We start from the raw sequence: 24,826 nt of genomic DNA on the forward strand, positions 1-24,826 counted from the left end.
GATCGCGCACCCGACCGCTCGGCCCCTGGCATCAGCGGTCCGTCCGCGCTCGGCGGGTCATCGCGGCCACCGTCCCGACAGCCGTCCCCGCCGCCGCCAACCCGAAGGCGGCGGTCATCCGGACCAGGTGCCGTCGCCGGCCGTGCCAGTCGCCCCCGCGCCGTGCCGCCGCGTCCGCGTGGAAGACGTTGCCGGTGCTGTCCGGCCGAGGGGCGGGCCCGAACTGGGTGCGGTGCGCGTACCAGCCGAGGACCCGCTCGGCGAGCGCCGGGGCGAGCCGCCACTGGAGGCCGATCAGCCGGGCGGCCCCGCCGGCGTACGCCTCGCGCCGGGGGCGGCGCAGCAGCCGGACGATCGTCTCGGCCACCACCTCCGGCGGATAGACCGGGGGCGGCGGCACCAGTTCCCGGCCGCTGTGGTTGGCGGCGTGCCGGAAGAACGGGGTGTCGATGGTGGCCGGCAGCACCGTACAGATCGAGACGTTGCCCCGCCCGGTGACCCGCATCTCCTGGCGGACCGTGTTGGCGAGCCCGCGGATGCCGTGCTTCGTGGCGTTGTACGCCGACTGGTAGGGCATCGCCACCTCGGCCAGCACCGAGGCGTTGTTGACCAGCACCCCGCCACCCGCCGCGCTCAGCTGGGGCAGGGCGGCCCGGGTGCCGTACGCGGCACCGAGCAGGTTCACCTCCAGCACCCGCCGGAACTCCTCCACCGGAATCTCGTCGAAGAGCCCGACCACGCCGACCGCGGCGTTGTTGACCCAGCCGTCGATCCGGCCGAACTCGGCGACCGCGCGGGCGGCGAGCCGTTCCACGGCCGCCGGGTCGGTCACGTCGGTCGGCACCACCAGTGCCCGCCCGCCCAGCTCCCGGCACCGCTGGGCGACCTCCTCCAGGGCCACTTCGCTCCGGGCGGCCAGCACGACGGCGGTGCCGCGCCGGGCGAGGGCGTACGCGGTGGCCGTACCGATGCCGCTGGAGGCGCCGGTGAGCACGACGGTGGCGTCGGCGAGGCTGCGGGTGAGAGGCATTCTTCGCCCGTACCCCCGCTGACATGGCTCATGCGACCGACGTCGGCCGGATGACCGTGCAGCCGGGCGGCATCCGGCAACAGTTGCCGTCGCGCAAGTACCTGCCGGGCTCTTCCCGATCTGCCAGGTTTCGGCTCCCGGGGGTTCGGTTAATGGGACCCTCTGACCGAGGACCACCACTTGAGAAGATCGCATGGAGGTGACCCATGCGCGTCGGCCTCGTCTGCGCGCACGCCGGCCCGCCCAGGGGCGCCGACGGCCTGACCGTCGGCACCCACCAGCACATCGCCCGGGTCGCCGCCGAACTCGCCGCGCGGGGCCACGACGTCCGGGTGTACGAACGCCGGGACGACCCGGACCTGCCGGAGACGGCGACGGTCGACGGCTACCGGGTGGAGCGGGTGCCGATCGGCCCGGCCGCCCCGCTGCCCACCGCGGAGCTGGTGCCGCACGTGTCCGCGTTCGGCGCCTGGCTGGCCGACCGGTGGGCGGGTGACTGGCGTCCCGAGGTGGTGCACGGGCACTACTGGATCGGCGGGCTGGCCGCCGCGCACGCCGTCCGCGAGACCGACGTCCCGGTGGTGCAGACCTTCCACTCCCTCGGCGTCGAGCAGCTGCGCCACCTCGGCCGACAGTACGACGGGCCGGGGGAGCGGATCCCGCTGGAGCGGGCGCTGACCCGGGCGGTGGACATCGCGGTCGCCCAGTGCAACGACGAGGTCGACGAGCTGACCCGGATGGGACTGCAACGCGCCTCCGTGGCGATGGTGCCGGCCGGCGTCGACACCGCGCAGTTCCACCCCGACGGCGAAGCCGCCCCCCGCGACCAGCGGGCCCGGATCCTCTCCGTCGGCGGGCTCTCGCCCGGGCACGGCCAGGAGGACCTGATCCGGGCCATGCGGCTGGTCGGCGACGCCGAACTGGTGATCGCCGGCGGCCCGCCCGCCGGGCAGCTCACCAACCACGCCGAGGCCCGGCGGCTGGGCGAGCTGGCCGAACGCAACGGGGTGGCCGAGCAGGTGAAGCTGGTGGGTGCGGTGCCGCACGACCAGATGGCCACCTGGTACCGCTCGGCGGACGTGGTCGCCTGCACCCCGCGCTACTCCTCCGCCGGCCGGGTGTCGCTGGAGGCGATGGCCTGCGGGGTGCCGGTCGTCGGCTACGCCATGGGCGGGATCGCCGACGCGGTGGTCGACGAGGTCACCGGCCGGCTGGTGCCGCCGGGCGACGTCCGCACGCTGGGCGTGACGCTGCGCCGGCTGCTCGGTGACAACGCCGGGCGGTTCGCGTACGGGCACGCCGCCGTGGACCGGGTGCGGTGCAGCTACACCTGGGAACGGACGGCGGGCGCGCTGGAGCGCCTCTACGAGCGGGTGGTGAGCCGCCGCAAGCCGGTCGAGGCGGCCTGACGGACCGTCCTCTACAGCGGGCGGCCGGGCACCCCGACGCCGACCATGCCCCGGTCCCGTTCCCCGGCGACGGCGTGGTGGTGCTGGGGTTCGGCGTACCGGGTGAGACCGATGACCGCGGCGAGGGTGACCAGGAACCCGACCGCGGCGAGCCACTCCCGCCCGGGCCAGATCTTGTCGTTGAGCAGCAGCAGACCGACGATCGCGGCGGGCACCGCCCCGGCGGCGTCCATCGCCGCCACGGCGGCCGTGGTCGAGCCGCGCTGCATGGCCAGGCCGAGCAGTAGCTGACCGACGATCGAGTGGGCGATCAGCAGGTAGAGCAGCGGGTCCTGGACGAAGGCCTCCGGCGTCGGGGCGGAGGCCAGCGGTCGGGCGGCCACCGCGGCGGCGGAGAACGCCAGCCCGGCCAGCGCGCCGAGGGCCACCGAACCGGGCGCCCCGTGCAGGCGTACCGCGAAGAAGCCGACCACCGCGATCACGCCGAGCGTCACCGCCAGGACGATCATGCCGGCGGTGCCGAGCGGCTTCGCCGGCGCGGGCTCGGCGGAGAGCACCAGCGCGGTGATCCCGGCGAACAACAGCACCAGCAGGGCCACCTCGGCGGCCGGCAACCGCCACTTCAGCACCAGCACGCCGAACAGGGCGGTGACCCCGAGCCCGGCGGCGACGCTGGACTGGACCAGGAAGAGCGGCAGGTCCCGGCGGGCCAGCAGGGCCAGCACGAAACCGGCCACCTGACAGCCCAGCCCGATCAGGTAGGTGCGGTGCCCCGCCAGCCGCAGCAGCAACCCCGGGTCGAAGGTGTGGTGCACGGTGGTGCGGGCGGCGGCCACCGACTGGAACAGGTTGGCTACGCCGTACGCGACGATCATCGCCGCGAGGAAACACCAACCGGAGGAGACCACCTGGCGAGGATAGAGGCTGCCGGAGGTCAGTGCTCGGTTGGCTGACCCAGCCGGGAGAGGATGTCGGCGTGCAGCGCGCCGTTGCTGGCCACGGCGCTGTTCTCGGTGCCGGCGTCGCCGGAGGGGGCGGGCCGGCCGGCCAGGTCGGTGAACGTTCCGCCCGCCTCGGTGACGATCGGCACCAGCGCGGCGACGTCCCACAGCGACAGCTCCGGCTCCACCATCACGTCCAGCGCGCCCTCGGCCAGCAGCATGTAGCCGTAGAAGTCGCCGTACGCCCGGCTGCGCCAGGTGTCCCGCATGAGCTGGAGCATCGCGTCCAGCCGGCCGGTGGACTCCCAGCCGGTCAGGGACGAGTAACAGATGCTGGCGTCGGCGAGATCCCGGACCGCGGAGACCCGGATCGGGGCGCCGCCAGCGGCGTCCGGGCCCGCGTACGCGCCCTCGCCGAGCGCGCCCCACCAGCGGCGGCCGAGCGCCGGCGCGGAGACCAGCCCGGCGACCGGGCGGTCGGACTCGAGCAGCGCGATCAGGGTGGCCCAGACCGGCACGCCGCGGATGAAGTTCTTCGTGCCGTCGATCGGGTCGACCACCCAGCGCCGGCCGTCCGGGCCGCTGGCCGGCTCCTCGCCGTACTCCTCGCCGAGCAGGCCGTCGCCCGGCCGGTGCGCGGCCAGCAGCGCGCGGATCTCCCGCTCCACGGCGGTGTCCGCGTCGGAGACCGGGGTCAGGTCGGGTTTCGCCTCGACCCGCAGGTCGAGCGCGCGGAACCGGGCCGTGGAGACGGCGTCGGCGGCGTCGGCGAGCAGGTGGGCGAGGGCGATGTCGTCGGCATACCCGGGCATACGCAAACGGTAGCGACGCCTGGGTCACGACCCGGCGAGTGGGTCGCCCGGATTCCGCTGGTCGGGCTCGCCGCGGGCGTCGCCCTCCCCGGACCGGGAGGCCAGCAACCGGCGGTACGACGCCAGCCGGCGCGGGTCGGCCCTGCCGGCGGCCACCCAGGCGTCCAGGCCGCAGTCGGTCGCGTCGGGCGTGTGCGGGCAGTTGGCGGGGCAGTCGACCGTCCCCTCGACCAGATCGGGGAAGCCGTGCAGCAGGCTGTCGGCCGAGACGTGTGCCAGCCCGAAGCTGCGTACGCCCGGGGTGTCGACGATCCAACCCGCGTCGTCGTCGCGGTCGGGCAGCCGGGGCAGTCGCAGCGCCACCGCGCTCGTGGAGGTGTGCCGGCCCCGGCCGATCGCGCTGACCGTGCCGACCGCTCGGGCGGCGTCCGGCACGAGGCGGTTGACCAGCGTCGACTTGCCCACCCCGGAGTGCCCCACCATGACCGAGATCCGCCCGGCGAGCAGGCTGCGCAGGGCGTCGAGGTCGGACTCTGGGCGGATCAGCACGTACGGCAGTTCCAGCTCGGTGTAGTAGCCGAGCACGGTCTCGGGGCCGGCCAGGTCGGCCTTGGTGAGGCAGAGCAGCGGCTCGATGTCGGCGTCGTACGCGGCCACCAGGCACCGGTCGATGAAGCCGGTGCGCGGTGGCGGGTCGGCGAGTGCGCTGACGATGACCAACTGGTCGGCGTTGGCGACGACCACCCGTTCCAGCCGCCCCTCGGCGGTGGTCTCGTCGTCGTCGGCGGTGCGCCGCAGCACCGACGTACGCTCGGCGATCCGGACGATCCGGGCCAGCGCCCCGGCCGCACCGGAGGTGTCCCCGACCAGGCCGACCCGGTCGCCGACCACCACCGACTTGCGTCCCAGCTCCCGGGCCCGCATGGCGGTGATCATGGGCGCGTCCGGCCCGGTGCCGGGCAGCACGCACGTGTAGCGGCCCCGGTCGACGGCGATCACGAAGCCGTCCACCGCGTCGGAGTGCCGGGGTCGGGTGCGGGTACGCGGGCGCGACGATTTGCCGGGCCGAACCCGGACGTCGTCCTCGTCGTACTCCCGCTTTCTGGTCGCCAGGACCTGCCCCCCCGTCGTGTCAGCTCTTGCCGGTCACCATTGCCGACCATAGCGCCGGGAACTCGGGCATGGTCTTCGAGGTGCACGCCACGTCGCTCAACTCGATACCCGGCACGGCCAGGCCGGCCACCGCGGCGGCGTGCGCCATCCGGTGGTCGTGGTAGGTCTCGAACACCCCGCCGTGCAGCGGCCGGGGCCGGATCTCCAGCCCGTCCGGGGACTCGGTGATGTCGGCCCCGAGCGCGGCGAACTCCCGGGCCAGCGCGGTCAGCCGGTCGGTCTCGTGGCCCCGGATGTGGCCGACCCCGGTGAACCGGGACGGCGAGTCCGCGAGCATCGCCAGCGCGGTCAGTGCCGGGGTCAGCTCGCTGACGTCGGAGAGGTCGGCGTCCAGGCCGTGCACCACGCCGGTGCCCCGGACCGTCAGCCCGGCGGTGGAGAGCGTCACCTCGCCGCCCATCCGTTGGAGCAGCGAGCGGAGCTGCTCGACGGGCTGGGCGCTGCTGCGCGGCCAGCCCTGGAGGGTCACCTCCCCGCCGGTGACCAGGGCGGCGGCGAAGAACGGCACGGCGCCCGACAGGTCGGGCTCGATCTCCCAGCCGCGCCCCGTCAACGGGCCCGGCTCGACCACCCACACGTCGGGGGTGCCGTCGTCGACCGCCGCGCCGGCGGCCCGGAGCATCTGCACCGTCATCCGCAGGTGCGGCGCGGAGGGCACCGGCGGGCCCACGTGCCGGACCACCACGCCCCGGTCGAAGCGAGGCGCGGCCAGCAGCAGCCCGGAGACCAGCTGGCTGGAGGCGGAGGCGTCGATCACCACCTCGCCGCCGGTCACCCGCCCGGTGCCGAGCACGGTCAGCGGCAGGCTGCCGGTGGCGGGGGCGTCGACCCGTGCGCCGAGGGAGCGCAGCGCCCCGATCAGCGGCCCGAGGGGCCGGGTGCGGGCCTGCGGGTCGCCGTCGAAGGTGATCCGTCCGTCGGCCAGGCCCGCCACCGGCGGGACGAAGCGCATCACGGTGCCGGCCAGGCCGACGTCGACGTGCGCCGGGCCGACCAGCGGGTGGGGGCGGACCAGCCAGCGCTCGTCGTCGCTGATCGACATGTGCGCGCCCATCGCGCGCAGCCCGGCGGCCATCAGTTCGGTGTCCCGGGCGCGCAGCGGCCCGGCCAGGGTCGACGGGCCGCTGGCCAGCGCGCTCAGCACCAGGGCACGCGCGGTCATCGACTTGGACCCGGGCAGGCGCAGCGTCGCCTCGACGGGATCGGAGGCGGTCGGAGCGGTCCACGGCTGCGGCGGCCGGGTCGCGATGAGGTTCCCCACGCCTACATTCTGCCGTGTCCCGGGGCGGGTGAGGCCGGCCGACGCCCGTACTCCCGGTCAGCGGGACAGCTGGGCGGCCTGCGGCGGGTTAGCGTGTGCGGCATGTGCGGGAGGTATGCGACGACCCGGAGCGCGGGCGACCTGAGCGCGATGTTCGAGTCCCACGACGAGACCGACGGCCGGGTCGGCCCCGACCGCAACGTCGCGCCCACCGATCCGGTGCCGCTGGTGCGGGTCAGCCCGGAGGGCCACCGCGCGTTGTCGGTCGGCCGCTGGGGGCTGGTCCCGTCCTGGTCCCGGTCGCCCGCCGGCGCCGCCCGCATGATCAACGCACGCGCGGAGACGGTCGTCACCAGCCGGGCGTACGCGAGGGCCTTCGCCCGCCGCCGCTGCCTCGTCCCGGCCGACGGCTGGTACGAGTGGGTCCGCTCGGCGGACGGGCGCAAGCAGCCCTACTACATGACCCCGCTGGACGGCTCGGTGCTCGCCTTCGCCGGCATCTGGTCGGTCTGGGAGGGCTCCGGCACTCCGCTGCTGACCTTCAGCGTGCTCACCACCGCCGCGTCGGGCGAGCTGGCCGAGGTGCACGACCGGATGCCGCTGCTGCTGCCCCGGGAACGCTGGGGGGCGTGGCTGGCGTCGACCGGTGAGCCGGAGGGGCTGCTCGCCCCGCCCCCGCCCGACTGGCTGGCGACGCTGGAGATCCGCCCGGTGGGGACGGCGGTGGGGGACGTACGCAACGACGGGCCGGAGTTGACCGTGAGAGTGCCGCTCGCCCGGGCCGCCACGCCGGAGGAAATGACGCTTTTCTGACAGCCCGACACATAGTCGGGTGTGATTTGCCAGAGTTGCGGGTGAAACGTCGCATCGTTGTTCACCCATATTTGCCGTGAAGTCTTGTCCCGATGTCCGTAAGTGCGATACAACACAGCGCCGGTAGTGGGCGCGACTCGCACGGGGCGGACGACGCACACCGATCTTGCCGGTCCCACGGGGGAGGTGGGTGGATGACACGGGCACGTATGCCCCGGCCGCACGAGGTGGCCACCGCACGACGAGATCCGCGGCTGTTGCGGGCGCTGCGGGAAAGGCGACAGGACGAGGCGTGGCGGACCAGGGGAACCTGTCAGAACGTCGACCCGGAAACGTTCTTTCCGGCGCCGAACGAGCCGGCCGACGCGGCCGTGGCGCTCTGCCGAAGTTGCGACGTGCAGGGCTCCTGCCTGGCCTGGGCGCTGGACGTGGGTGACTGCCACGGCGTCTGGGGCGGCACCACCCCGCGCGAACGGCGGGCGATGCTGGTCGCCTGGCGCGACGAGGTGCAACCGGATCCGGACGCCGTCGACGAGGCTGGCCCGCCGGTCCGGGACCAGCTGCTCACGCTGGTGCCGCTGAGTTGACCGTCGGCTGAACCCGGTCGCAGCCGGCCCGCCGCAACTGGCGGGCCGGCTGTCCGTCGTGCCCCGGACACCGCAGAATGGGTCGGTGCCGCAGGACGACGAGCTTCCTACCCCGCGTGGGCCGGCCAGGGCCGACCAGGACGACGAGCTTCCCACCCCGCGCGGGCCGGCCAGGGTCGACACCGACGTGCCGACGGGTGCGCCGAGCGCCCTGCTGGTGCTCGGCCACGGCGCGGGCGGTGACGTCGACGCCCCCGACCTGCGTGCGCTGCGGGACGCGGCGGTCGGCGCCGGGCTGGTGGTGGCCCGGGTGACCCAGCCGTACCGCGTCGCCGGCCGGCGCGCGCCAGCTCCGGCGGGGCACCTCGACGAGGCGTGGACCGCCGTGCTCGCAGTGCTGCGGCAGCGGCATCCCGGCGTACCCCTGCTGGTGGGTGGGCGCTCCAGCGGCGCGCGGGTGGCCTGTCGCACCGCGCCGGCGGTGGGCGCCGCCGGGGTCGTCGCGCTCGCGTTCCCGCTGCATCCGCCCAGCAGTCCGGAGCGGTCCCGGGCGGCGGAGCTGGCAACCGGCCTGCCGACCCTCGTGGTCAACGGCGACCGTGACCCGTTCGGGGTGCCGGAGCCAGGGCCGGGAGTGAGCGTGGTGACCCGCCCGGGAGAGCGGCACGACCTGCGGAAAGACCCGGCCGGCACGGCCGCGCTGGTGTGCGACTGGCTCCACAGCCAGGCCTGGACGCAAACCTGACCCCGCACCCCACGCCCCGCTCCTGCACCCACGCCCCGCACCCCCGCACCCCCGCACCCGCGATCTTGCAGTTTGTGCCCGGACAAAAGGGGCTATTCGTGCATTCGGGGGGCCTGAAGTGCAAGATCGGCGGGGTTGGGGGCGGAAGCTCGGCTTGCTGATGGCGCTGGGGGCGGGTGCCAAGGGGGTGGGGGGTGGAGCGGGGCCGTGTCCGGTGGTGGCGGCGGGTCGTTGCATCGGATGGCGCCGCGTGCCCCGCTCGGGCGGGCGGCGACGGTCCTCCCAGGCCCTTCCTGGTCCCAGCGTCGGCCCGTCTCGGCGCCGGGGCCAGGAACGGGGGAGGGCGGCGGAATGCCCTGCCCTGTCGAGGGCGTTGCACCCTCCGGACGACATTTCTGGCGAGGGGGGAGACCGGTGCCGACCGAGACACGGGCCCGGGAACGGGACGAGCGGGGAGCGCGGCAGGTACAACGGTTGCTGGGCGGCCCGGACTGGCCCGCGGTGCCGCCGCCGGTCGGCCCGGCCGCGGTGAGCACAAGCACACCCGCCGGAAGTGAATCTGCCGGCACGTCCGTACGCGTATCCTCGGCGGGAAAGCATCCGACGCGAGGGGATGTGCGGTTGACCACCGAAAAGACGGACGAGCGCAGGGCCCGCTTCGAGCGGGACGCGATGCCCTTCGTCGATCAGCTCTACGCTGCCGGGCTGCGGATGACCCGCAACCCGGCGGATGCCGAGGACCTGGTCCAGGAGACCTACCTGAAGGCGTACGCCGCCTTCCACCAGTTCGAGCAGGGCACGAACCTGAAGGCCTGGCTCTACCGGATCCTGACCAACACCTACATCAACACCTACCGGAAGCGGCAGCGCCAGCCGATCCAGGCGCCGACCGAGGAGATCACCGACTGGCAGCTCGCCGAGGCCGAGTCGCACACCTCCAGCGGGCTGCGCTCGGCCGAGACCGAGGCGCTGGACCGGCTGCCGGACAGCGACGTCAAGGAGGCCCTCCAGGAGTTGCCGGAGGAGTTCCGGTTGGCCGTCTACCTCACTGATGTCGAGGGCTTCTCCTACAAGGAGGTCGCCGAGATCATGGGTACGCCGATCGGCACGGTCATGTCGCGCCTGCACCGCGGCCGTCGTAATCTGCGCAAGCTGCTTGAGCAGTACGCCGCCGAGCGGGGCTTCAGCGCCGCGGCGTCGAAGAAGGGCTCGACTGCTGCCGCCAGCCGGGAGGTGTGACGTGAGCTGTGGGAAGCCGCACGAGACGGACTGCCGAGAGATCATCGCGGAGGTCTACCTCTACCTGGATCTGGAGTGTGTCGAGGAGCGGCGCACGCTGATCCGGCACCACCTCGACGAGTGCGGGCCGTGCCTGCGCGAGTACGGCATCGAGCAGGAGGTGAGGGCGTTGGTGGCCCGCTGCTGCGGCAACGAGACCGCGCCCGACCAACTGCGGGAGCGGCTGCGGCTGCGCCTCACCGAACTGGTCGTCTTCGAGAGCACCGAGTCGAGGGAACTGACCGACTGAGGTCGGGCCGGGACGGCAGTCGACTGCGATCGCCCGACGCCGGCCCACCGGGTGCCTCGCCCGTTGGCCCGGGCCCACGCAGACAGCAAACGGACCGCGGCCGGGGTCACCTCGACGCACTCGTCCTCACGGCAGAACTCGAGGGCCTGCTCCAGTCGTCAGAGACAGCAAACCGGTGGCCCGGGTCGTCCCGACCCGGGCCACCGGCATTTCCGCTGACTGCTCGACGCCGGGCCGTGGGGCCCGGCAGCTGGTCAGGAGTTGGGGCGCTTGCCGTGGTTCGCGCCGCTCTTCTTACGGGCCTTCTTCTTACGGGCCTTCTTCGCCATGGTGACCTCCTCGTGATGGTCGGATCCGCCTGCGCACGAGCTCGGCGCCGGTGCACGCACCGGTCCTCCCGGCGCCGGGGTCCGACCCGCTGATGCTAGTGCGGCCGGCACCCGCCGTTGTCCGCCGGGGCGGCCGGCCTCACGACACGCCGTGGGCCACGCAGGCCCGGAGCCGATCAGCGGCGCCCGGCCCGGAGCCGAGCCGGCCCGGAGCCGAGCCGGCCCGGAGCCGAGCAGCTACCCGCTGCGGGCCGCTCCACGCCCGCCGGAGGGCACCCGCATGATTGGATACGTCGGCAGGCAGTCGCGAGAGGGAGGGCTCTGAAGATGGCCGAGGAGATCCGCGCCGAAATGGTGGCGAACGTCTGGAAGGTCGTCGCGTCGGCCGGGGACACCGTGTCCGAGGGGGACACGCTGGTGATCCTGGAGTCGATGAAGATGGAGATCCCGGTCATCGCCGAGTCCGACGGTGTCGTCAAGCAGCTGGCGGTCAACGAGGGCGACGTCGTGCAGGACGGCGACCTGATCGCGGTGATCGATTGACCGGCCTGTCGGTCCGCCCGGCCGGGCCCGCCGACTTCCCGGCGGTGGCCCGGCTGACGGTCGCCGCCTACGAGGCGGACGGTCAGCTCAAGGGCGAGCACGGCTACGCCACCGTGCTGGCCGACGTGGTCTCCCGGGCGGAGGGCGGTGAGGTGCTCGTCGCCGCCGACGACGTCACCGCCGAGCTACTCGGCTCGGTGACCTTCGTCCTGCCCGGCAGCCGGTACGCCGAGATTTCCGGGCCGGGCGAGGCGGAGTTCCGGATGCTGGCGGTGGACCCGGCCGGGCAGGGGCGGGGCGTCGGCGCGGCGCTGGTCGAGGCCTGCGTGTCGCGGGCGGCCGAGCTGGGCTGTTCCGCCGTGGCCATCTGCGTCCGCAGCGGCTTCGCCGCCGCCGCCCAGCGGCTCTACCTGCGGCGCGGCTTCGTGCGGGTGCCCGAGCGGGACTGGGCGCCCCTGGACGGGGTGGAACTGCTCGGCCTCCGGCTGGAGCTCACCGGCGGGTGAGGCGCCGCCGGGAATCGCGGGCTCGGAGTTGACTCGGGCCGGGGCGGACCGCCTCACCGGCTCGTGAGGCGCCGCCAGAGACGGCGCAGGCGGGAACGCGGCCGGGGCGCCGGGCGGGTGGCAGCCAGCGAGGCGGCCAAGGCCGCTGTCTCCGGGTCCAGGGCCGGGCTGGCCAGGGCCAGGTGTGCCAGGGACAGCGCGATCGGCACCGCACGGGTCCGGGCGACCGCCGCCACGTCGGCCAACCGCTCGGTGACCACCCGGGCCACGTCGGGGCGTACCGCCGGGTCGACCCAGGCGGCGGTGACCAGGGCGAACAGTGCCGCCTCGGTGACCCAGTCCTCGACACCCCAGACCAGGTCCAGCAGCACCCGGCGCCGGGTCGACTCCGCCCACGGCTCGTCGGTGCGGTGGTGCAGCAGGCCGAGGCACGCCCACACCTGGACGCAGCGCACCCAGAGCGAGGGATCGTGCCCGAGCACCCGGCCCAGCGCGGTGGGCGGCACCTCCGGGGGGTGCGCCAGCAGTCCGAGCAGGTCGGCGAGTTCCAGGGTGGCCAGGCCCACCGCCGCGTCGTACGCCGCCGGCGGGTGCGGCCACGCCGGGTGGGCGAGCTGCCGTAGCCGCGCGGTCGCCTCCGGCGAGGGCGGCGGCACGGCGGGCACGACCGTCGTACCGTCGTGCCGCCAGAGCTGCGAGGCGACCGGCCGCCGGGGCTCGCGCGGGTCCGGGTCGGGCACGCCGGCCACCTCGATGCGCAGCCCGGGCGCGAACGTCGCGGCGGTACGCGTCGCGCTGGGCGGCGCGGGCGAGTCCAGCCGTACGGCGCCGAGGCCGACGTGCTCGTCGGTGACGGCCTGACGCAGCGCGTCCACCACCGCCCCGATGGCGGGGGTGACCTGCCCGAGCCAGGGCCGGCTACGGCAGCTCTCGGCCAGGTCGCCATGTTCGTGCGTGTCGTCGGGATGGTCCCGGACGAAGTCGGCGAGCGCGACCAGGTGCGCCACGTCGCCGTCGCGCTGGTGCCGCAGCCGGTGCGCGGTGTGCACGGCGCAGTCGAAGGAGGGGTCCCGGGCCAGCGCCCGGTCTATCCAGTCGAGCGCCTCGTCGAGCCGCCCGTTGTCGGCGAGGGTCCCGGCGAGGTCGGCGTAGACGGTGAGGTCGTCGGGTTCGTGCTCCACGGCGCGGCCGAGCGCCGCCAGCGCCTCCCGGGTACGGCCGGCGCTGCGGTACGCGTACCCGAGCCACACCTCACCGATCTTCGACGGCTCGACGCGTACGCCTCGGGCTGCCCAGCGGATCGCCAGGTCGACCTCGCCGACCCGCCGGGCCAGCGCGGACGCCGCGCCCAGCAGCAGGCCGTGCTCGGGATGGACGGTGACCGCGTTGCGGGCCAGCGCCAGGTAGGGGGCGAGGGCGGCCCGGCCGGCCCGGGGCACCGGGTCGGACACGGCGGCGCAGACCTGCATCAGGATCCGGGCGGTCCGCTCCGGTTCGAGGCGCTCGGCGAGTTCCGGGGTGGTCACCCAGGGCACTCCGGCCCAGTCCGTTCCCGGGGCGTGGCCGGTCGCCGCGACCAGTAGGTCCAGCCCTTCCGCCGGCCGACCGGTGGCGGCGAGCAGGTGGGCGCGGGCCACCACGGCACCGACGTAGGCCTGGCCCTGGAGTGGGAAGAGATCGACGCCGCCCGCGCCGTCGGCGGCGGCGAGCCGGGCGAGGATCTCGTGCACCTCGGGCAGGGTCGGGGCCTGGGCCAGCGCGGCGGCGACGTGACCGGCCGCGTGTGCCAGGTCGCCGTCGTCCATGGCCAGGCGGGCCAGGGCAAGTTCCTCCGCCGCGGACAGCGACCGGTCGTCCTCGGGCACGTGGTCCTCTCGCTCGTCGGTGCTCCGGTGGGCCGGGCAAGCCTAGGTGATGTTGCGCCGACATGGTGATCATCTGCGCACTTGTGCTCGTTCAATTGCTCTGATCAGTTCAAAGGTGCAAGACTGAGCAGGAAACGCGCGGCAATCGCGCAGTGGGAGGGGTTTCCGTGACACGTGCAGGGGCTGGCATGGCCGCCGACATCGACGAGCAGCCGGCGGGCTACGAGCGGTTGCTCTCCGCCGAGCACGCCGGGCCCATCGCCCGGGTGGCGGCGGTCATCGCGCAGCGTCGCCCCCGGCACGTGGTCTTCACCGCCCGGGGCACCTCCGACCACGCCGCGCTCTACGGGGCGTACCTGACCGAGATCCGGCTCGGCCTGCCCGCCGGCCTCGCCTCACCCAGCGCCGTCACCGTCTACGGCGCCCGGCCGGACCTCTCCGACGCGCTGGTCGTCGGCGTCAGCCAGAGTGGCGGCTCGCCCGACCTCGCCGAGGTGCTGCGGACCGCCCGGGACTCGGGCGCGCTCACCCTCGCGGTCACCAACGCGCCCGACTCCCCGTTGGCCGGCGTCGCCGAGCTGAGCGTCGACATCGCCGCCGGGCACGAGCGCGCGGTGGCCGCCACCAAGACCTACACCGCCGAACTGCTCGCCCTGCTGCTGCTCGTCGAGGGCATCCGGGCCGGCGACGGCGCGCTGCCCGCCGACGAGCGCGCGGCGCTCGCCGCCCTGCCCGAGCTGGCTGCCCGGACCCTGGAAGACCCCACCCCGACGCAGCTCGCACCCCGCTACCGGTTCGCCGGCCAGCTCGTCACCACCGGCCGGGGGTACGCGTACCCGACCGCCCGGGAGGCCGCGCTGAAGCTGATGGAGACCTCCTACCTGCCGGCGCTCGCGTTCTCCGGCGCCGACCTGCTGCACGGCCCCCTCGCCATGACCGACCCGGACGTGCCGGTGCTCGCCGTGGTCGGCTCCGGGCCGGGTGGGCGGTCGATGGGCGAGGTGCTGCCCCGGCTCGGCGAGCGCCGTGCCGATGTGGTGGTGGTCGGCTCCGCCGACGTCGAGGGCGCCACCCGGATGGCCGTCCCCGAGGTCGACGAGCGGTACGCGCCACTGCTGGACATCCTGCCGTTGCAGCGCCTGGCGCTGGCGCTGGCGCTGGCCCGGGGCGAGAACCCGGACGCGCCGCGTGGGCTGAAGAAGGTCACCGCGACGATGTGACGCCCGTCGTGGCACGCTGGTCAGCGTGTCCACGCTGCGCAACCTCGCCGAGGAGCACACCCGCCTCCGCCCGGCCGACATCGACCACCTGCACCGGATCGCCGGCGACTGGCAGTTGCTGTCCGATCTGTCCTTCGCCGACCTGCTGCTCTGGGTACCCGTGGACGCTGACGGGACGTTTCTGTGCGTCGCCCAGGTCCGGCCGACGACCGCACCCACCGCGTACCTGGACGACCAGGTGGGGCGGATCGTCGGCGGGCCCGAGGTGGCGCACCTGGAGGTGGCCCACCGGCAGGGCCGGATCTGGCGGGAGGGCGACCCGGTCTGGTACGGCGACGTGCCCGCCCGGCACGAGGCGATCCCGGTCCGGCTGCGCACCACCGACGGCGAGGCCGGCGAGGTGATCGCCGTGGTGGGGCGGGACACCAACCTCTCCACCGCGCGCACCCCGAGCCAGCTGGAGCTGAACTACCTCACCACCGCCGACGACCTGGCCCAGATGATCGCCGACGGGACCTTCCCGCCACCACGCCATCCCGGGGAGACCACGTCGGCCCCGCGGGTCGGCGACGGGCTGGTCCGGCTCGACGCCGGCGGCAAGGTCACCTACGCGAGCCCGAACGCGCAGTCGGCGTACCGTCGGCTGGGCTACGCCTCCCACCTGGTGGGCGAGGATCTGGCGGCGCTGCACCGCCGGCTGGCCGGCGACCCGCTGGAGGGCACGGACGCCGCGAACGGCATCCTCGCCGCGCTGCGCGGCGAGGCGCCGCCCCGCCGGGAGATCGACGCGCGCGGCGCGACGATGCTCACCCGGGCGCTGCCGCTGATGCCCGCCGGAGTGCCGATCGGCGCGCTGGTCCTGGTCCGCGACATCACCGAGGTACGCCGCCGCGACCGTGCCCTGATCACCAAGGACGCCACCATCCGGGAGATCCACCACCGGGTGAAGAACAACCTCCAGACCGTCGCCGCCCTGCTGCGTCTCCAGGCCCGCCGGGTCTCCATGCCGGAGGCCCGGGTCGCCCTGGAAGAGTCGGTACGCCGGGTCGCCTCCATCGCGCTGGTGCACGAGACCCTCTCCATGTCCAGCGACGAGGCGGTCGAGTTCGACGGCATCGTCGACCGGGTGGCCAGCGCGGCGACGGAGGTGGCCGCGACCGAGTCGACGGTCGGGATGCGACGCGAGGGCAGCTTCGGGGTGCTGCCCGCCGAGGTCGCCACGTCGCTGGTGATGGTGCTGAACGAGTTGCTGCTCAACGCCGTCGAGCACGGCTTCCCGCCAGCCCTCGATACGACCACCGGCCCGACCGGGCCTGGAACGCCCGCCCCGGCCGTGCCTGTTCCGGCCGTGCCTGTTCCGGCCGTGCCTGGTTCGGCGGTGCCTGTTTCGGCCGTGCCGGAGCCGCCCGCCTCGGCCGTGCCGGAGCCGCCCGCCTCGGCCGTGCCGGAGCCGGCTGGTCCGCCGGAGGTGGTGGTGTCGGTGCATCGGTTCCGGAAGATGCTGCACGTCTCGGTCACCGACAACGGGCGCGGGCTGCCGTCCGACTTCGACGCCGACCGGGGTGGCAACCTCGGGTTGCAGATTGTCCGGGCGCTGGTCACCGGCGAACTACGCGGCACCATCGAGCTACGCGACGGCGCGAAGGGCGGCACCGAGGCCACGCTCGTCGTCCCGCTGGCCCGCAACGCCCCCGAGGGCCGCTCCGCCGGCTGACCCCGGGCGCCGGTGGCGGTGACGGTGGTCGGGTGCGGGTGCGGGTGCGGGTGCGGCTGCACAGGATGCGGGGGCGGGGTGTGTCGACGCCGTCCGGCAGTTGCATGCCCGGCGTCACGACCGGTACGGCCGGCGTATGGGGGTGTGGTGGGCGTTGTGCGTTGTGCGGTGGAAGCTGTGCGGTGCGGGGTGTGCGGTGTGTGCGGTGTGGGGGGTGTGCGGTGTGCGGTGTGTGGGGTGCGGGGTGTGCGGGGCGCCGGTGGTGCCGGCGGCGGGGCGCCATGATCAGTTGATCGGGAGCCGGCCCGGAAGCACTCGCCACACCGGCCCACCATCAAACGATCGAGCCGGGGACGGGGAGTCGGGCGGAGGTCGGGGCGGGGAGTTGGGACGGGGGTCGGGGCGGGAGTGCGGGGGTTGGGGCGGGGGAGTTGGGCGGGGGCGGGAGTGGGGAGGTAGGAGGCAGGGAGGCAGGTGGGTCAGCGGGTCAGCGGGTCAGCGGGTTAGTAGGGCGACGGTCAGTCCCGGGCGTGGCCAGACTCGCTCGACCGTGAAGTCGGCACGTAGCGCGTCGCCCTTGGCGCCGGGGACGGCGGCCAGCGGATCCTCGCGGCGGCCGGTCACGACCAGCCAGACCCGATCCATGCCGGCCAGGCACTCGGCCGGGCGGGCGCACTCGGCGGCCCACAGGTCGCCCCGGCGGGCCTGGTCCTCGGTCACCAGCACGTCGCGGGGCCGACGGTCGCCCAGGTGGTACGCGAGACCCAGGTCGAGGAAGAACCAGCTCTCCCGGGGCGAGTAGACGATCACGTCGCCCGGCCGTTGACCGTCGGCGACGATCCGGGCCGCGCCCCGGTAGTCCACCGTCGCGCTGCGTGGCCACTCGTGGGTACGCCGCAGCGATGCCTGGTCGGGTAGGCCGAGCAGCCCGGCCAGGGCGACGACGGCGAGCGCCGGTGGTAGCGGCACAGTGGCGAGCGCCGCGCCGGCCAGCAGGCAGGCGAAGGGCACCACGAAGACGAGGTACCGGGGCACCCAGAGCGGCACGACCAGCCCCGCGGCGAAGAGCAGCAGCACGGGCAGCAGTACGGCCAGCCCGGGCAGCAGGGCACGCCGGCCCAGTCGTGCCGCGCCGAGCGCCGCGAGACCCACCAGCAGCCCGCCCACCACCCCGCTCTGTGCCACCCCGCCCGCGAGCGCGGCCAGGTCGTCGGGACGGGCGGTCTCCACCCAGCCGAGCTGTCGGGACCGCTGTCCCCGGGCGAGCAGGACCAGCGGGGTCAGCAGCAGCACGGTCGGCAGCAGGGCGAGCACCCAGCGCAGCGGACGGTTTCCGGGCCCCGTACGCCGGGTGGCGAGCACCGTCACGGCGTGTGCGGCGAGCAGGGTGAGCGCGACCAGGTGGGTGAGCCCGAGCGCGGCCACGGCGACGGCGTACCCGGCCCAGCGCGTCCACCCGGGCCGGGCCAGCGCTTCGACCAGCAGCAGGGTCGCCAGTACCGCCAGGAAGGTGGCCAGCGCGTACGGGCGGGCCTCCTGGCCGTACCGCGAGGTGCCCGGGAGGACCGCGAAGAGCAGCCCGGCGAGCAGCCCGACCCGGGCGCCGACCAGCCGCTGCCCGAGGACCGCGGTCAGCCCGGCCGTGGCGGCCATGGCCAGTGCGGCGGGCAACCGCAGCGCGGTCACCGAGTCGCCGAAGACGGCCACCCAGGCATGCATGAACAGGTAGTACGGGCTGGTGGCGGCGTCGATGGTGCCGGCGAGCCGGACGAGGTCACCGAGCGGCCGGCTCGCCGCGCTCCAGGTGGCCAACTCGTCGCGCCACGGCTGCGCGTGACCGATCCCGGTCAGTACGACGGCCAGGGTGGCCAGACTCGGCCCGATCCAGATCAGCCGGCCCGTGCGATCCGGCCCGCCCTCCGCCTCGCGCACCGGCGGGACGCGGTCGCTGGGCGGATCAGCGGAACCGGTCACGTACCGTAGCGTCACACAACCCGGACCTCCCGTGCGCCGATCCGCCGATCGGGCACCGCCGGGCGACGAAGCTCTCGTGCCGGACGGCCGGCCTGGGCGTCAGCCCTCGATCGTGACCCCGTGCTTCCCGCACGCTGCCACGAAGTCGGGCAGCGCCTCGCGCAGCGACTGCCGGTAGAACTCGGCCCCCGGGCCGGTCTCGCCGCGCATGCGCTGGACCCGTTCCACCAGGCCGACCGTGGTGAACCCGACCTTGGCCAGGTGGGGGTCCGCCGACGCCTCGAAGAGCTCGGTCAGTTCCACCAGCTTCTCGCGGGGCACGATGGGCCCCTGCTCACCGTGGATCAGCACCCCGCTGGAGCGGCACGCGCGTACGCCGCTGTCCTCGTCGGCGGGCGACGCGAAGCTTTGGTACGCCAGCACCGCGCCGACCCCTACCAGGACGAGCCCGAGCAGGGCGGCCGTGGCCACCACGCCGCGGCGGCGCCGCCGGAGCGGGCCGGCGGACGGCGCGGTCGTGGTGCCGGCGTCCGGGGCGGGGTCGACGTGCGGGTTGGCCATGGGGGTTCTCTCCGTTCGGGTGGCGGCGGAGCCTAGCACCGGCGGTGGCCGGCAGGTCGCCCGTGATGTGGGATGCCACACGCGCTCGTTGGCCGGTCCCTGGTGGGTGTGGCAGCATGACTTCCATGACCGCCGCTGTCGTCCGCCGCTTCGTGGCTCGCCGCCACGTCGATTACGGCCGCGTGCGCAGCGCGATCTGTCCGGCCGACTGACGACGCCCGACCACTCTGTCTCGGGCGCGCCTCGCGCCGGCTGCTTCGACACCGTTGTCGCCAGCCCGTTCTGACGGGTCGGCCGCGCGCCTTGCGTGTCTCTGGGGCACCTCAGACAACGGAGGACGCCGCCATGGCGGTCAGCAGCATCCCGGCCCGGGCCGGGGACCCCACGTCCCCCCGACCGGCCCGGACCCCCCGCCGGCCCCGTGGGGAAGGTCAGTGGGCGCTCGGTCATCGCGAGCCGCTCAACCCCAACGAGCGGATCAAGAAGGACGACGATCCGCTGAACGTACGGGCCCGGATCGAGCACATCTACGCCCACCACGGGTTCGCCTCGATCGACCCGCAGGATCTGCGCGGCCGGTTCCGCTGGTGGGGCCTCTACACCCAGCGCAAGGCGGGCATCGACGGCGGCCGTACCGCCGTGCTGGAGCCGCACGAGCTGGAGGACGAGTTCTTCATGCTCCGGGTCCGGGTCGACGGGGGCCAGCTCAACCTGGCTCAGCTCCGGGTGGTCGCGGACATCTCCCGCGAGTTCGCCCGGGACACCGCCGACATCACCGACCGGCAGAACATCCAGTACCACTGGATCCGGGTCGAGGACATGCCGGAGATCTGGCGCCGGTTGGAGTCCGTCGGCCTGCAGACCACCGAGGCGTGTGGGGACTGCCCCCGTATCGTGCTGGGCAGTCCGGTCGCCGGGGTGGCCCGCGACGAGCTGGTCGACCCGACCCCGGCGATCGACGAGATCGTCCGCCGGTACGTGGGCGACAAGGCGTACTCCAACCTGCCGCGCAAGTTCAAGACTTCCATCTCCTGGCTGGTCGACACCCCGTACGAGGCGAACGACATCTCCTTCCTCGGGGTGGACCACCCGGACCACGGCCCGGGCTTCGATGTCTGGGTCGGCGGTGGCCTGTCCACGAACCCCATGCTGGCCCAGCGGCTCGGCGTCTGGGTGTCGCTGGACGAGGTGCCGGACGTCTGGGCCGGCGTGGTCGGCATCTTCCGTGACTACGGCTACCGCCGGCTGCGTAACCGCGCCCGGCTGAAGTTCCTGGTCGCCGACTGGGGCGTGGAGAAGTTCCGCGAGGTGCTGGAGAAGGAGTACCTGGGCCAGGCCCTGCTCGACGGCCCGGCCCCCCAGTTGCCCGACCGGCCGGTGGACCACATCGGGGTGCACCCGCAGCGCGACGGGCGCCACTGGGTGGGTGCCGCCCCGGTGGTGGGACGGGTCTCCGGCGGGCAGCTCGCCCGCCTGGCCGACGTGGTCGAGGCGCACGGCAGCGGGCGGGTGCGACTCACCCCGTACCAGAAGCTGTTGGTGCTGGACGTGCCGCCGGAGCGGACCGACTCGCTGGTGCGGGAGCTGCGCGGGATCGGCCTGGAGGCGCAGCCGTCGGCCTGGCGGCGCGGCACCATGGCCTGCACCGGCATCGAGTACTGCAAGCTGGCCATCGTCGAGACCAAGGCGCGCGGCGAGGAGTTGGTGGCCCGGCTGGAGGAGCGGCTGCGCGACTTCGACGCCGACATCTCCATCCACCTCAACGGGTGCCCCAACGCCTGCGCCCGCACCCAGGTCGCCGACATCGGTCTCAAGGGCCAGTTGGTGGTCGGCCCGGACGGCCAGCAGGTGGAGGGCTTCCAGGTCCACCTCGGCGGCGGGCTCGGCATGGCCGCGGGGCAGACCGCCGGGTTCGGCCGCAAGCTGCGCGGTCTGAAGACCACCGCCGAGGAGCTTCCGGCGTACGTGGAGCGGCTGGCCCGGCGCTACCTGGCCGGCCGGGTGGCGGGCGAGACGTTCGCCAACTGGGTGATCAGGGTCGACGAGGAGGAACTCCGATGAGCGAGCGCAGCGAGCGAATCAGCAGGTGCGGTGCCATGGAGCCTCGTCGCGGTGCCGAGCGCAGCGAGGTGACGCGATGAGCGAGCGCAGCGAGCGAATCAGCCGGCTCCGGGGCCCTCGTCGCGGTGCCGAGCGCAGCGAGGTGACGCGATGAGCGAGACCCGGTCCGCGCCGCTGTACTGCCCGTACTGCGGCGAGGAGGACCTGCGTCCGAGCGAGGCTGGCCACGGCGCCTGGGAGTGCCACGCGTGCGCCCGGGTGTTCACGGTGAAGTTCACCGGCCTGCTCGGCAGGGCGGTGGCCCGGTGAGCGGGGGCACGGGCGACCAGCCGGGCCTCGTCTCGGCGGCAGGCCTGGGCCTGGTCGGCCTGGGCCTGGTCGGCCTGGGCGGTCCGGCGCCGGCCGACCCGGCCCGGCGTGGCGCCGACGAGCTGCGCGCGCTGGCCGAGGAGGCCGGCCGGGAGTTGGAGGGCGCGCCCGCGCTGGAGATCGCGCGCTGGGCGGCCGAGACGTTCGGCGACCGGTTCTGCGTCACCAGCTCGATGGCTGACGCCGTGCTGGCCCACCTGGTTTCCCGGGTCGCCCCGGGGGTGGACGTGGTCTTCCTCGACACCGGCCTGCACTTCCCGGAGACGCTCAGGGTCCGTGACGAGGTGGCCCGGACGCTGCCGGTGAACGTTCGGTCAATCCGGCCGCGACTGACCGTGGGCCAGCAGGACGGCCAGTACGGCCCCCGCCTGTTCAACAAGGCCCCGGACGACTGCTGCCAGTTGCGCAAGGTGGAGCCGCTGGAGCGGGCCCTCGCCGGCTACGACGCGTGGGCCGCCGGGCTGCGCCGGGACGAGTCGCCGACCAGGGCGAACACAGCGGTGGTGACCTTCGACGCCCGCCGGGGCAAGGTCAAGGTCAACCCGATCGCGGCGTGGCGGCAGGCCGACGTGGACGCCTACGTCGCCCGCTGGAACGTGCCGGTCAACGAGCTGTTCAAGCAGGGCTACGGCTCGATCGGCTGCTGGCCCTGCACTCGGCGCACGAAGGCGGGGGAGGATCCGCGGGCCGGCCGCTGGGCCATGTTCGAGAAGACCGAGTGCGGTCTGCACCTCTGACCGGGCCGGTCCCGGGCTCTCTCGCGTGGGGAGCGCCCGGGCCGTCCGGTGCGGCCTGGCCGGGAACACCAGGGCTGTCCGGTGCGTCCTGGCCGGGAGCGGCCGACCCGGTGGTTCTGGTCGCGCACGGCAGCCGGGACCCGAGGGCTGCCGAGGCGACCAGGGCACTGGCCGGTGCCGTGTCGGCCGCCCGGCCGGGGGTGACGGTGCTGGCGAGCTGGCTGGACCACACCGAGCCGGGACCGACGACGGTGCTGCGGGACCTGGCCGCCACCGGGCACCCCCGGGCGGTGCTGGTGCCGCTGCTGCTCACCGCCGCGTACCACCGGCGGGTGGACATTCCGGCGGCGGTCGCGGCAGCCCGGGAGACGGGCCCACCGATCGCGGTACGGGTGACCGACGTGCTCGGCCCCGCCGACTGTGAGGTGGACGCCGGGCTGTTGGCGGGCCTGTACCGACGGCTGGGTGAGGCGAGGCCGGGGCGGTTCGACGGGCTGGTGCTCGCCGCGGCGGGCACCAGGGACGCCCGGGCGCGTAGGTCGGTGGGCCGGGTGGCCGCCGCGCTGCGCGCCGGTCTGGGCGTGCCCACCCGGGTGTCGTACGCCTCGGCGGCCCCGCCTGCCGTCGAGACGGCGGTGGCGCGGCTGCGGGCCTGTGGTGCCCGGCGGGTGGCGGTGTCGGCGTACTTCCTGGCTCCCGGCCTGTTCCACGACGCCGTCGTCGCGGCTGCGCGGGGCGCCGGGGCGGTGGCGGTGTCCGACCCGTTGACCGACGCGCCGGAGCTGGCCGATCTGGTTCTGCGGCGGGTGGACGCCGTGAGCCGGGTGGCCGGGTTCACAGCCCGTCCATGATCGGAAGAGGGGTCCGACGGGTATGAGGATGGTGGGCGGACAGCAGTACGCCCCGGCGGGCGTACCCGGCCGGGGCGTATCGCTGGTGTGTGGGGGATTCAGGCGGAGTGAGCGCGCAGCACCCGGAGGCCACCGCGCCGCTTGACGGCGCGCCGTTCCTCCTCGCTCATCCCGCCCCAGACGCCGGCGTCCTGACCGGACTCCAGCGCCCACTGCAGGCACTGGTCGGTCACGGAGCAGCGCCTGCAGACGGCCTTGGCCTGCTCGACCTGCAGGAGAGCCGGTCCGGACGTCCCGATCGGGAAGAACAGTTCCGGGTCCTCGTCGCGGCAGACAGCATGGTGACGCCAGTCCATGGCGGCAACACTCCTCATTCTGGATGGGTGGCAGATATCGCTCTGTTTGCTTTTCCTATATGCATCCGCAGCGCCGACAGTGACGGTTCGCGTCCGGCTATTCGGCAGTGCGTGAGCAGGCTGTGTCAGCCCCGTGGACCTGCTGGAACAGCTCAACCTGCCGAGCATATCCAGGCAATGTCCCGGTAACTCAAGTTCGCTTGTGAATACTTTCACGAACGCCTGGGATGTCAAGGGTGACGCTCGGAAAAACTCCGGGCGGTGAGCAAGCCCACAACCCCTTTGTCCGGATTCCAGCGCCTTCCTGGTTACCCGGCGTACCACTGTCGAGGATCAATATAGTACAGTCCGCGTGACATTGCTGACATTTCCGGCACCTGCCCCTCGGTGTGGCGGTCGTCGCATCGGTGTGGCGACCCGACCTCGTCGACCTAGGGCAGTACCCGAGAGCTAGCAGATTACTCTCAGTGCGGCGGGAATGGATGTGAATCTAACTTTTTCCCGTTCGCCAAGATAGTCGCCGTCGAGCTGGAACCCCTGCGGCCGGGCCGAGAGCAGGGTGAACTCGGCGACATCGTGCAGCCGCAGCACCTGAGGGCCGTGCGGATCCGGCGTTCGGGAGAAGAACTGCGTCACTGTGCGTGTCGTGCTGGCCACCCGGAGCTGCCGCAGGGCCAGCACGTCCAGGCCCAGATCGAAGGACGCCTCCGGATTCGGGTTGACCTCGCGGTCACCCAGATAGGTCCACGGCGCGGTGTTCTGGATGATGGCAGTCGCCAGCTCACCCTCCGCCGGCTCGCCCGGGCGCTCCAGGCTGATCGCCGGGTGGCGGCGGTCGGAGTTGAGGAAGTACTGGGCGGCGGTGGAACGGAAGTAGAGGGCGGGCGTCGAGACCCGGCCCCGCCGCCGCGCCTGCTCCACCCGGTGGATGACCGCCGCGTCGATCCCGAAGCCCGCGCAGAAGGTGAAGTAGCGGTCGTCGGCCCGGCCGAGCCCGATCGTCCGGTGCCGGCCCAGCCGCAGACCCTCCAGGATCATGCTGGTCCCGTCCGGCCAGTCCCGGGGCAGGCCCAGCGCCCGCGCGAAGACGTTCGTGGAGCCCCCCGGAACCGTCGCGAGGGCGGGCAGCCGCTCCGCCGTCGTGGCGCCCGTCGGCATGGTCGGCGGCTGCGCCGTCATCAGGCCGTTGACCACCTCGTTGACCGTGCCGTCGCCACCGAGCGTGACGACGACATCGACGCCCTCCTCGGCCGCCTCGCGTGCCAGCGCGGTCGCGTGCCCCCGCCGCCGGGTGTAGCGCACCGAGAGGTCGACTTCGCTGCGCAGCGCCCGGACCAGGACGTCCCGGCTGCGCTCGCTGGTGGTGGTGGCCTTCGGATTGACCACCAGGACGGCCCGCATGGGCGGCACTGTACCGCGTGGTAGCCCGGGTATCGTGGCG

General features: G+C 74.0%; 24 protein-coding genes and 3 pseudogenes. 15 read left to right on the forward strand and 12 right to left on the reverse strand.

The features are described from left to right. Positions 1-31 precede the first annotated feature (31 nt). The gene (locus tag GA0070608_RS14645; RefSeq protein WP_091628224.1) at positions 32-1,030 is read right to left on the reverse strand and encodes an SDR family oxidoreductase; all 999 of its coding nucleotides are present in this window, start codon (positions 1,028-1,030) and stop codon (positions 32-34) included. Between the two features lie 206 nt (positions 1,031-1,236). Here GA0070608_RS14645 and GA0070608_RS14650 point away from each other — a divergent pair, with 206 nt between their 5' ends. Continuing rightward, a complete protein-coding gene (locus tag GA0070608_RS14650; protein WP_091628227.1) occupies positions 1,237-2,439 on the forward strand; it encodes a glycosyltransferase in 1,203 nt (400 codons plus the stop codon). A gap of 11 nt (positions 2,440-2,450) precedes the next feature. On the opposite strand, the gene GA0070608_RS14655 is transcribed toward GA0070608_RS14650, so the two are convergent. From GA0070608_RS14655 to aroA, 4 genes are all read right to left on the reverse strand, one after another. Next, positions 2,451-3,314, reverse strand: a complete 864-nt coding sequence (locus tag GA0070608_RS14655; protein WP_176733960.1) for a hypothetical protein — start codon at positions 3,312-3,314, stop codon at positions 2,451-2,453. A gap of 59 nt (positions 3,315-3,373) precedes the next feature. Next, positions 3,374-4,192, reverse strand: a complete 819-nt coding sequence (hisN, locus tag GA0070608_RS14660; RefSeq protein WP_091628232.1) for a histidinol-phosphatase — start codon at positions 4,190-4,192, stop codon at positions 3,374-3,376. A gap of 24 nt (positions 4,193-4,216) precedes the next feature. Continuing rightward, positions 4,217-5,158 carry a ribosome small subunit-dependent GTPase A gene (rsgA, locus tag GA0070608_RS14665; protein WP_091635097.1) on the reverse strand — a complete coding sequence of 314 codons (942 nt, stop codon included), beginning with the start codon at positions 5,156-5,158 and terminating at the stop codon, positions 4,217-4,219. Between the two features lie 166 nt (positions 5,159-5,324). After that, positions 5,325-6,626, reverse strand: coding sequence for a 3-phosphoshikimate 1-carboxyvinyltransferase (aroA, locus tag GA0070608_RS14670; protein WP_091628234.1), 1,302 nt, complete (start codon positions 6,624-6,626; stop codon positions 5,325-5,327). A 102-nt stretch (positions 6,627-6,728) separates the two neighbouring features. Here aroA and GA0070608_RS14675 point away from each other — a divergent pair, with 102 nt between their 5' ends. The 5 genes from GA0070608_RS14675 (at position 6,729) to rsrA (ending at position 10,299) form a co-directional block, all read left to right on the forward strand. Further along, positions 6,729-7,439, forward strand: a complete 711-nt coding sequence (locus tag GA0070608_RS14675; RefSeq protein ID WP_091628237.1) for an SOS response-associated peptidase — start codon at positions 6,729-6,731, stop codon at positions 7,437-7,439. A gap of 194 nt (positions 7,440-7,633) precedes the next feature. Next, on the forward strand, positions 7,634-8,026 hold the full coding sequence (locus GA0070608_RS14680) for a WhiB family transcriptional regulator (protein ID WP_091628240.1): 393 nt from the start codon (positions 7,634-7,636) through the stop codon (positions 8,024-8,026). An 85-nt stretch (positions 8,027-8,111) separates the two neighbouring features. Beyond that, positions 8,112-8,771 carry an alpha/beta hydrolase family protein gene (locus tag GA0070608_RS14685; RefSeq protein ID WP_091628243.1) on the forward strand — a complete coding sequence of 220 codons (660 nt, stop codon included), beginning with the start codon at positions 8,112-8,114 and terminating at the stop codon, positions 8,769-8,771. A 414-nt stretch (positions 8,772-9,185) separates the two neighbouring features. Next, positions 9,186-10,010 (forward strand): sigma-70 family RNA polymerase sigma factor, encoded by an 825-nt coding sequence (locus GA0070608_RS14690; protein WP_091628245.1) that lies wholly within the window; start codon positions 9,186-9,188, stop codon positions 10,008-10,010. Position 10,011: 1 nt separating this feature from the next. Further along, the gene (rsrA, locus tag GA0070608_RS14695; protein WP_091628247.1) at positions 10,012-10,299 is read left to right on the forward strand and encodes a mycothiol system anti-sigma-R factor; all 288 of its coding nucleotides are present in this window, start codon (positions 10,012-10,014) and stop codon (positions 10,297-10,299) included. An 86-nt stretch (positions 10,300-10,385) separates the two neighbouring features. Here the strand turns inward: rsrA and GA0070608_RS34155 are convergent. Next, a pseudogene (locus GA0070608_RS34155) lies at positions 10,386-10,454 on the reverse strand (hypothetical protein); the annotation flags it as partial. Positions 10,455-10,553: 99 nt separating this feature from the next. Next, complete coding sequence (locus GA0070608_RS34290; RefSeq protein ID WP_369700219.1) at positions 10,554-10,628, reverse strand: 50S ribosomal protein bL37; 75 nt, start codon at positions 10,626-10,628, stop codon at positions 10,554-10,556. Between the two features lie 321 nt (positions 10,629-10,949). On the opposite strand from GA0070608_RS34290, the gene GA0070608_RS14700 reads away from it, so the two are divergent. Together GA0070608_RS14700 and GA0070608_RS14705 are read left to right on the forward strand one after the other, a co-directional pair. Then, complete coding sequence (locus GA0070608_RS14700; RefSeq protein WP_176733961.1) at positions 10,950-11,171, forward strand: biotin/lipoyl-binding carrier protein; 222 nt, start codon at positions 10,950-10,952, stop codon at positions 11,169-11,171. Further along, the gene (locus GA0070608_RS14705; protein ID WP_091628252.1) at positions 11,168-11,677 is read left to right on the forward strand and encodes a GNAT family N-acetyltransferase; all 510 of its coding nucleotides are present in this window, start codon (positions 11,168-11,170) and stop codon (positions 11,675-11,677) included. The genes GA0070608_RS14700 and GA0070608_RS14705 overlap by 4 nt, the downstream gene beginning before the upstream one ends. A gap of 53 nt (positions 11,678-11,730) precedes the next feature. Here GA0070608_RS14705 and GA0070608_RS14710 read toward each other — a convergent pair whose 3' ends face one another. Then, positions 11,731-13,482, reverse strand: a complete 1,752-nt coding sequence (locus tag GA0070608_RS14710) for a tetratricopeptide repeat protein (RefSeq protein ID WP_411970828.1) — start codon at positions 13,480-13,482, stop codon at positions 11,731-11,733. Positions 13,483-13,730: 248 nt separating this feature from the next. On the opposite strand from GA0070608_RS14710, the gene GA0070608_RS14715 reads away from it, so the two are divergent. From GA0070608_RS14715 to GA0070608_RS34160, 3 genes and pseudogenes are all read left to right on the forward strand, one after another. Continuing rightward, on the forward strand, positions 13,731-14,762 hold the full coding sequence (locus GA0070608_RS14715) for an SIS domain-containing protein (protein ID WP_091628256.1): 1,032 nt from the start codon (positions 13,731-13,733) through the stop codon (positions 14,760-14,762). Positions 14,763-14,787: 25 nt separating this feature from the next. Then, positions 14,788-16,095, forward strand: a pseudogene (locus GA0070608_RS14720) (histidine kinase N-terminal domain-containing protein); the annotation flags it as partial. Between the two features lie 129 nt (positions 16,096-16,224). After that, positions 16,225-16,476, forward strand: a pseudogene (locus GA0070608_RS34160) (ATP-binding protein); the annotation flags it as partial. 495 nt (positions 16,477-16,971) lie between these two features. On the opposite strand, the gene GA0070608_RS14725 reads toward GA0070608_RS34160, so the two are convergent. Further along, positions 16,972-18,369 carry a glycosyltransferase family 39 protein gene (locus GA0070608_RS14725; protein ID WP_411970830.1) on the reverse strand — a complete coding sequence of 466 codons (1,398 nt, stop codon included), beginning with the start codon at positions 18,367-18,369 and terminating at the stop codon, positions 16,972-16,974. Positions 18,370-18,549: 180 nt separating this feature from the next. Then, positions 18,550-19,011 (reverse strand): hypothetical protein, encoded by a 462-nt coding sequence (locus tag GA0070608_RS14730; RefSeq protein WP_091628261.1) that lies wholly within the window; start codon positions 19,009-19,011, stop codon positions 18,550-18,552. A 345-nt stretch (positions 19,012-19,356) separates the two neighbouring features. On the opposite strand from GA0070608_RS14730, the gene GA0070608_RS14735 reads away from it, so the two are divergent. The 4 genes from GA0070608_RS14735 (at position 19,357) to GA0070608_RS14745 (ending at position 23,029) form a co-directional block, all read left to right on the forward strand. Then, positions 19,357-21,072 carry a nitrite/sulfite reductase gene (locus tag GA0070608_RS14735; RefSeq protein ID WP_091628264.1) on the forward strand — a complete coding sequence of 572 codons (1,716 nt, stop codon included), beginning with the start codon at positions 19,357-19,359 and terminating at the stop codon, positions 21,070-21,072. 150 nt (positions 21,073-21,222) lie between these two features. Then, entirely contained in the window at positions 21,223-21,381 is a 159-nt protein-coding gene (locus GA0070608_RS32030) for an IS1 family transposase (protein ID WP_121399684.1), read from the forward strand. Then, the gene (locus tag GA0070608_RS14740; RefSeq protein ID WP_091628267.1) at positions 21,378-22,178 is read left to right on the forward strand and encodes a phosphoadenylyl-sulfate reductase; all 801 of its coding nucleotides are present in this window, start codon (positions 21,378-21,380) and stop codon (positions 22,176-22,178) included. Before GA0070608_RS32030 ends, GA0070608_RS14740 begins: the two co-directional genes overlap by 4 nt. 74 nt (positions 22,179-22,252) lie before the next feature. Beyond that, positions 22,253-23,029, forward strand: coding sequence for a sirohydrochlorin chelatase (locus GA0070608_RS14745; protein WP_091635103.1), 777 nt, complete (start codon positions 22,253-22,255; stop codon positions 23,027-23,029). Between the two features lie 98 nt (positions 23,030-23,127). Here the strand turns inward: GA0070608_RS14745 and GA0070608_RS14750 are convergent, their stop codons facing one another. Together GA0070608_RS14750 and GA0070608_RS14755 are read right to left on the reverse strand one after the other, a co-directional pair. Then, positions 23,128-23,385, reverse strand: a complete 258-nt coding sequence (locus tag GA0070608_RS14750; RefSeq protein ID WP_007072794.1) for a WhiB family transcriptional regulator — start codon at positions 23,383-23,385, stop codon at positions 23,128-23,130. A gap of 450 nt (positions 23,386-23,835) precedes the next feature. Next, positions 23,836-24,786, reverse strand: coding sequence for a diacylglycerol/lipid kinase family protein (locus tag GA0070608_RS14755; protein ID WP_091628270.1), 951 nt, complete (start codon positions 24,784-24,786; stop codon positions 23,836-23,838). Positions 24,787-24,826 lie beyond the last annotated feature (40 nt).

Origin of the sequence: Micromonospora peucetia, from assembly GCF_900091625.1 — a bacterium.
GTDB classification, from domain to species: domain Bacteria; phylum Actinomycetota; class Actinomycetes; order Mycobacteriales; family Micromonosporaceae; genus Micromonospora; species Micromonospora peucetia.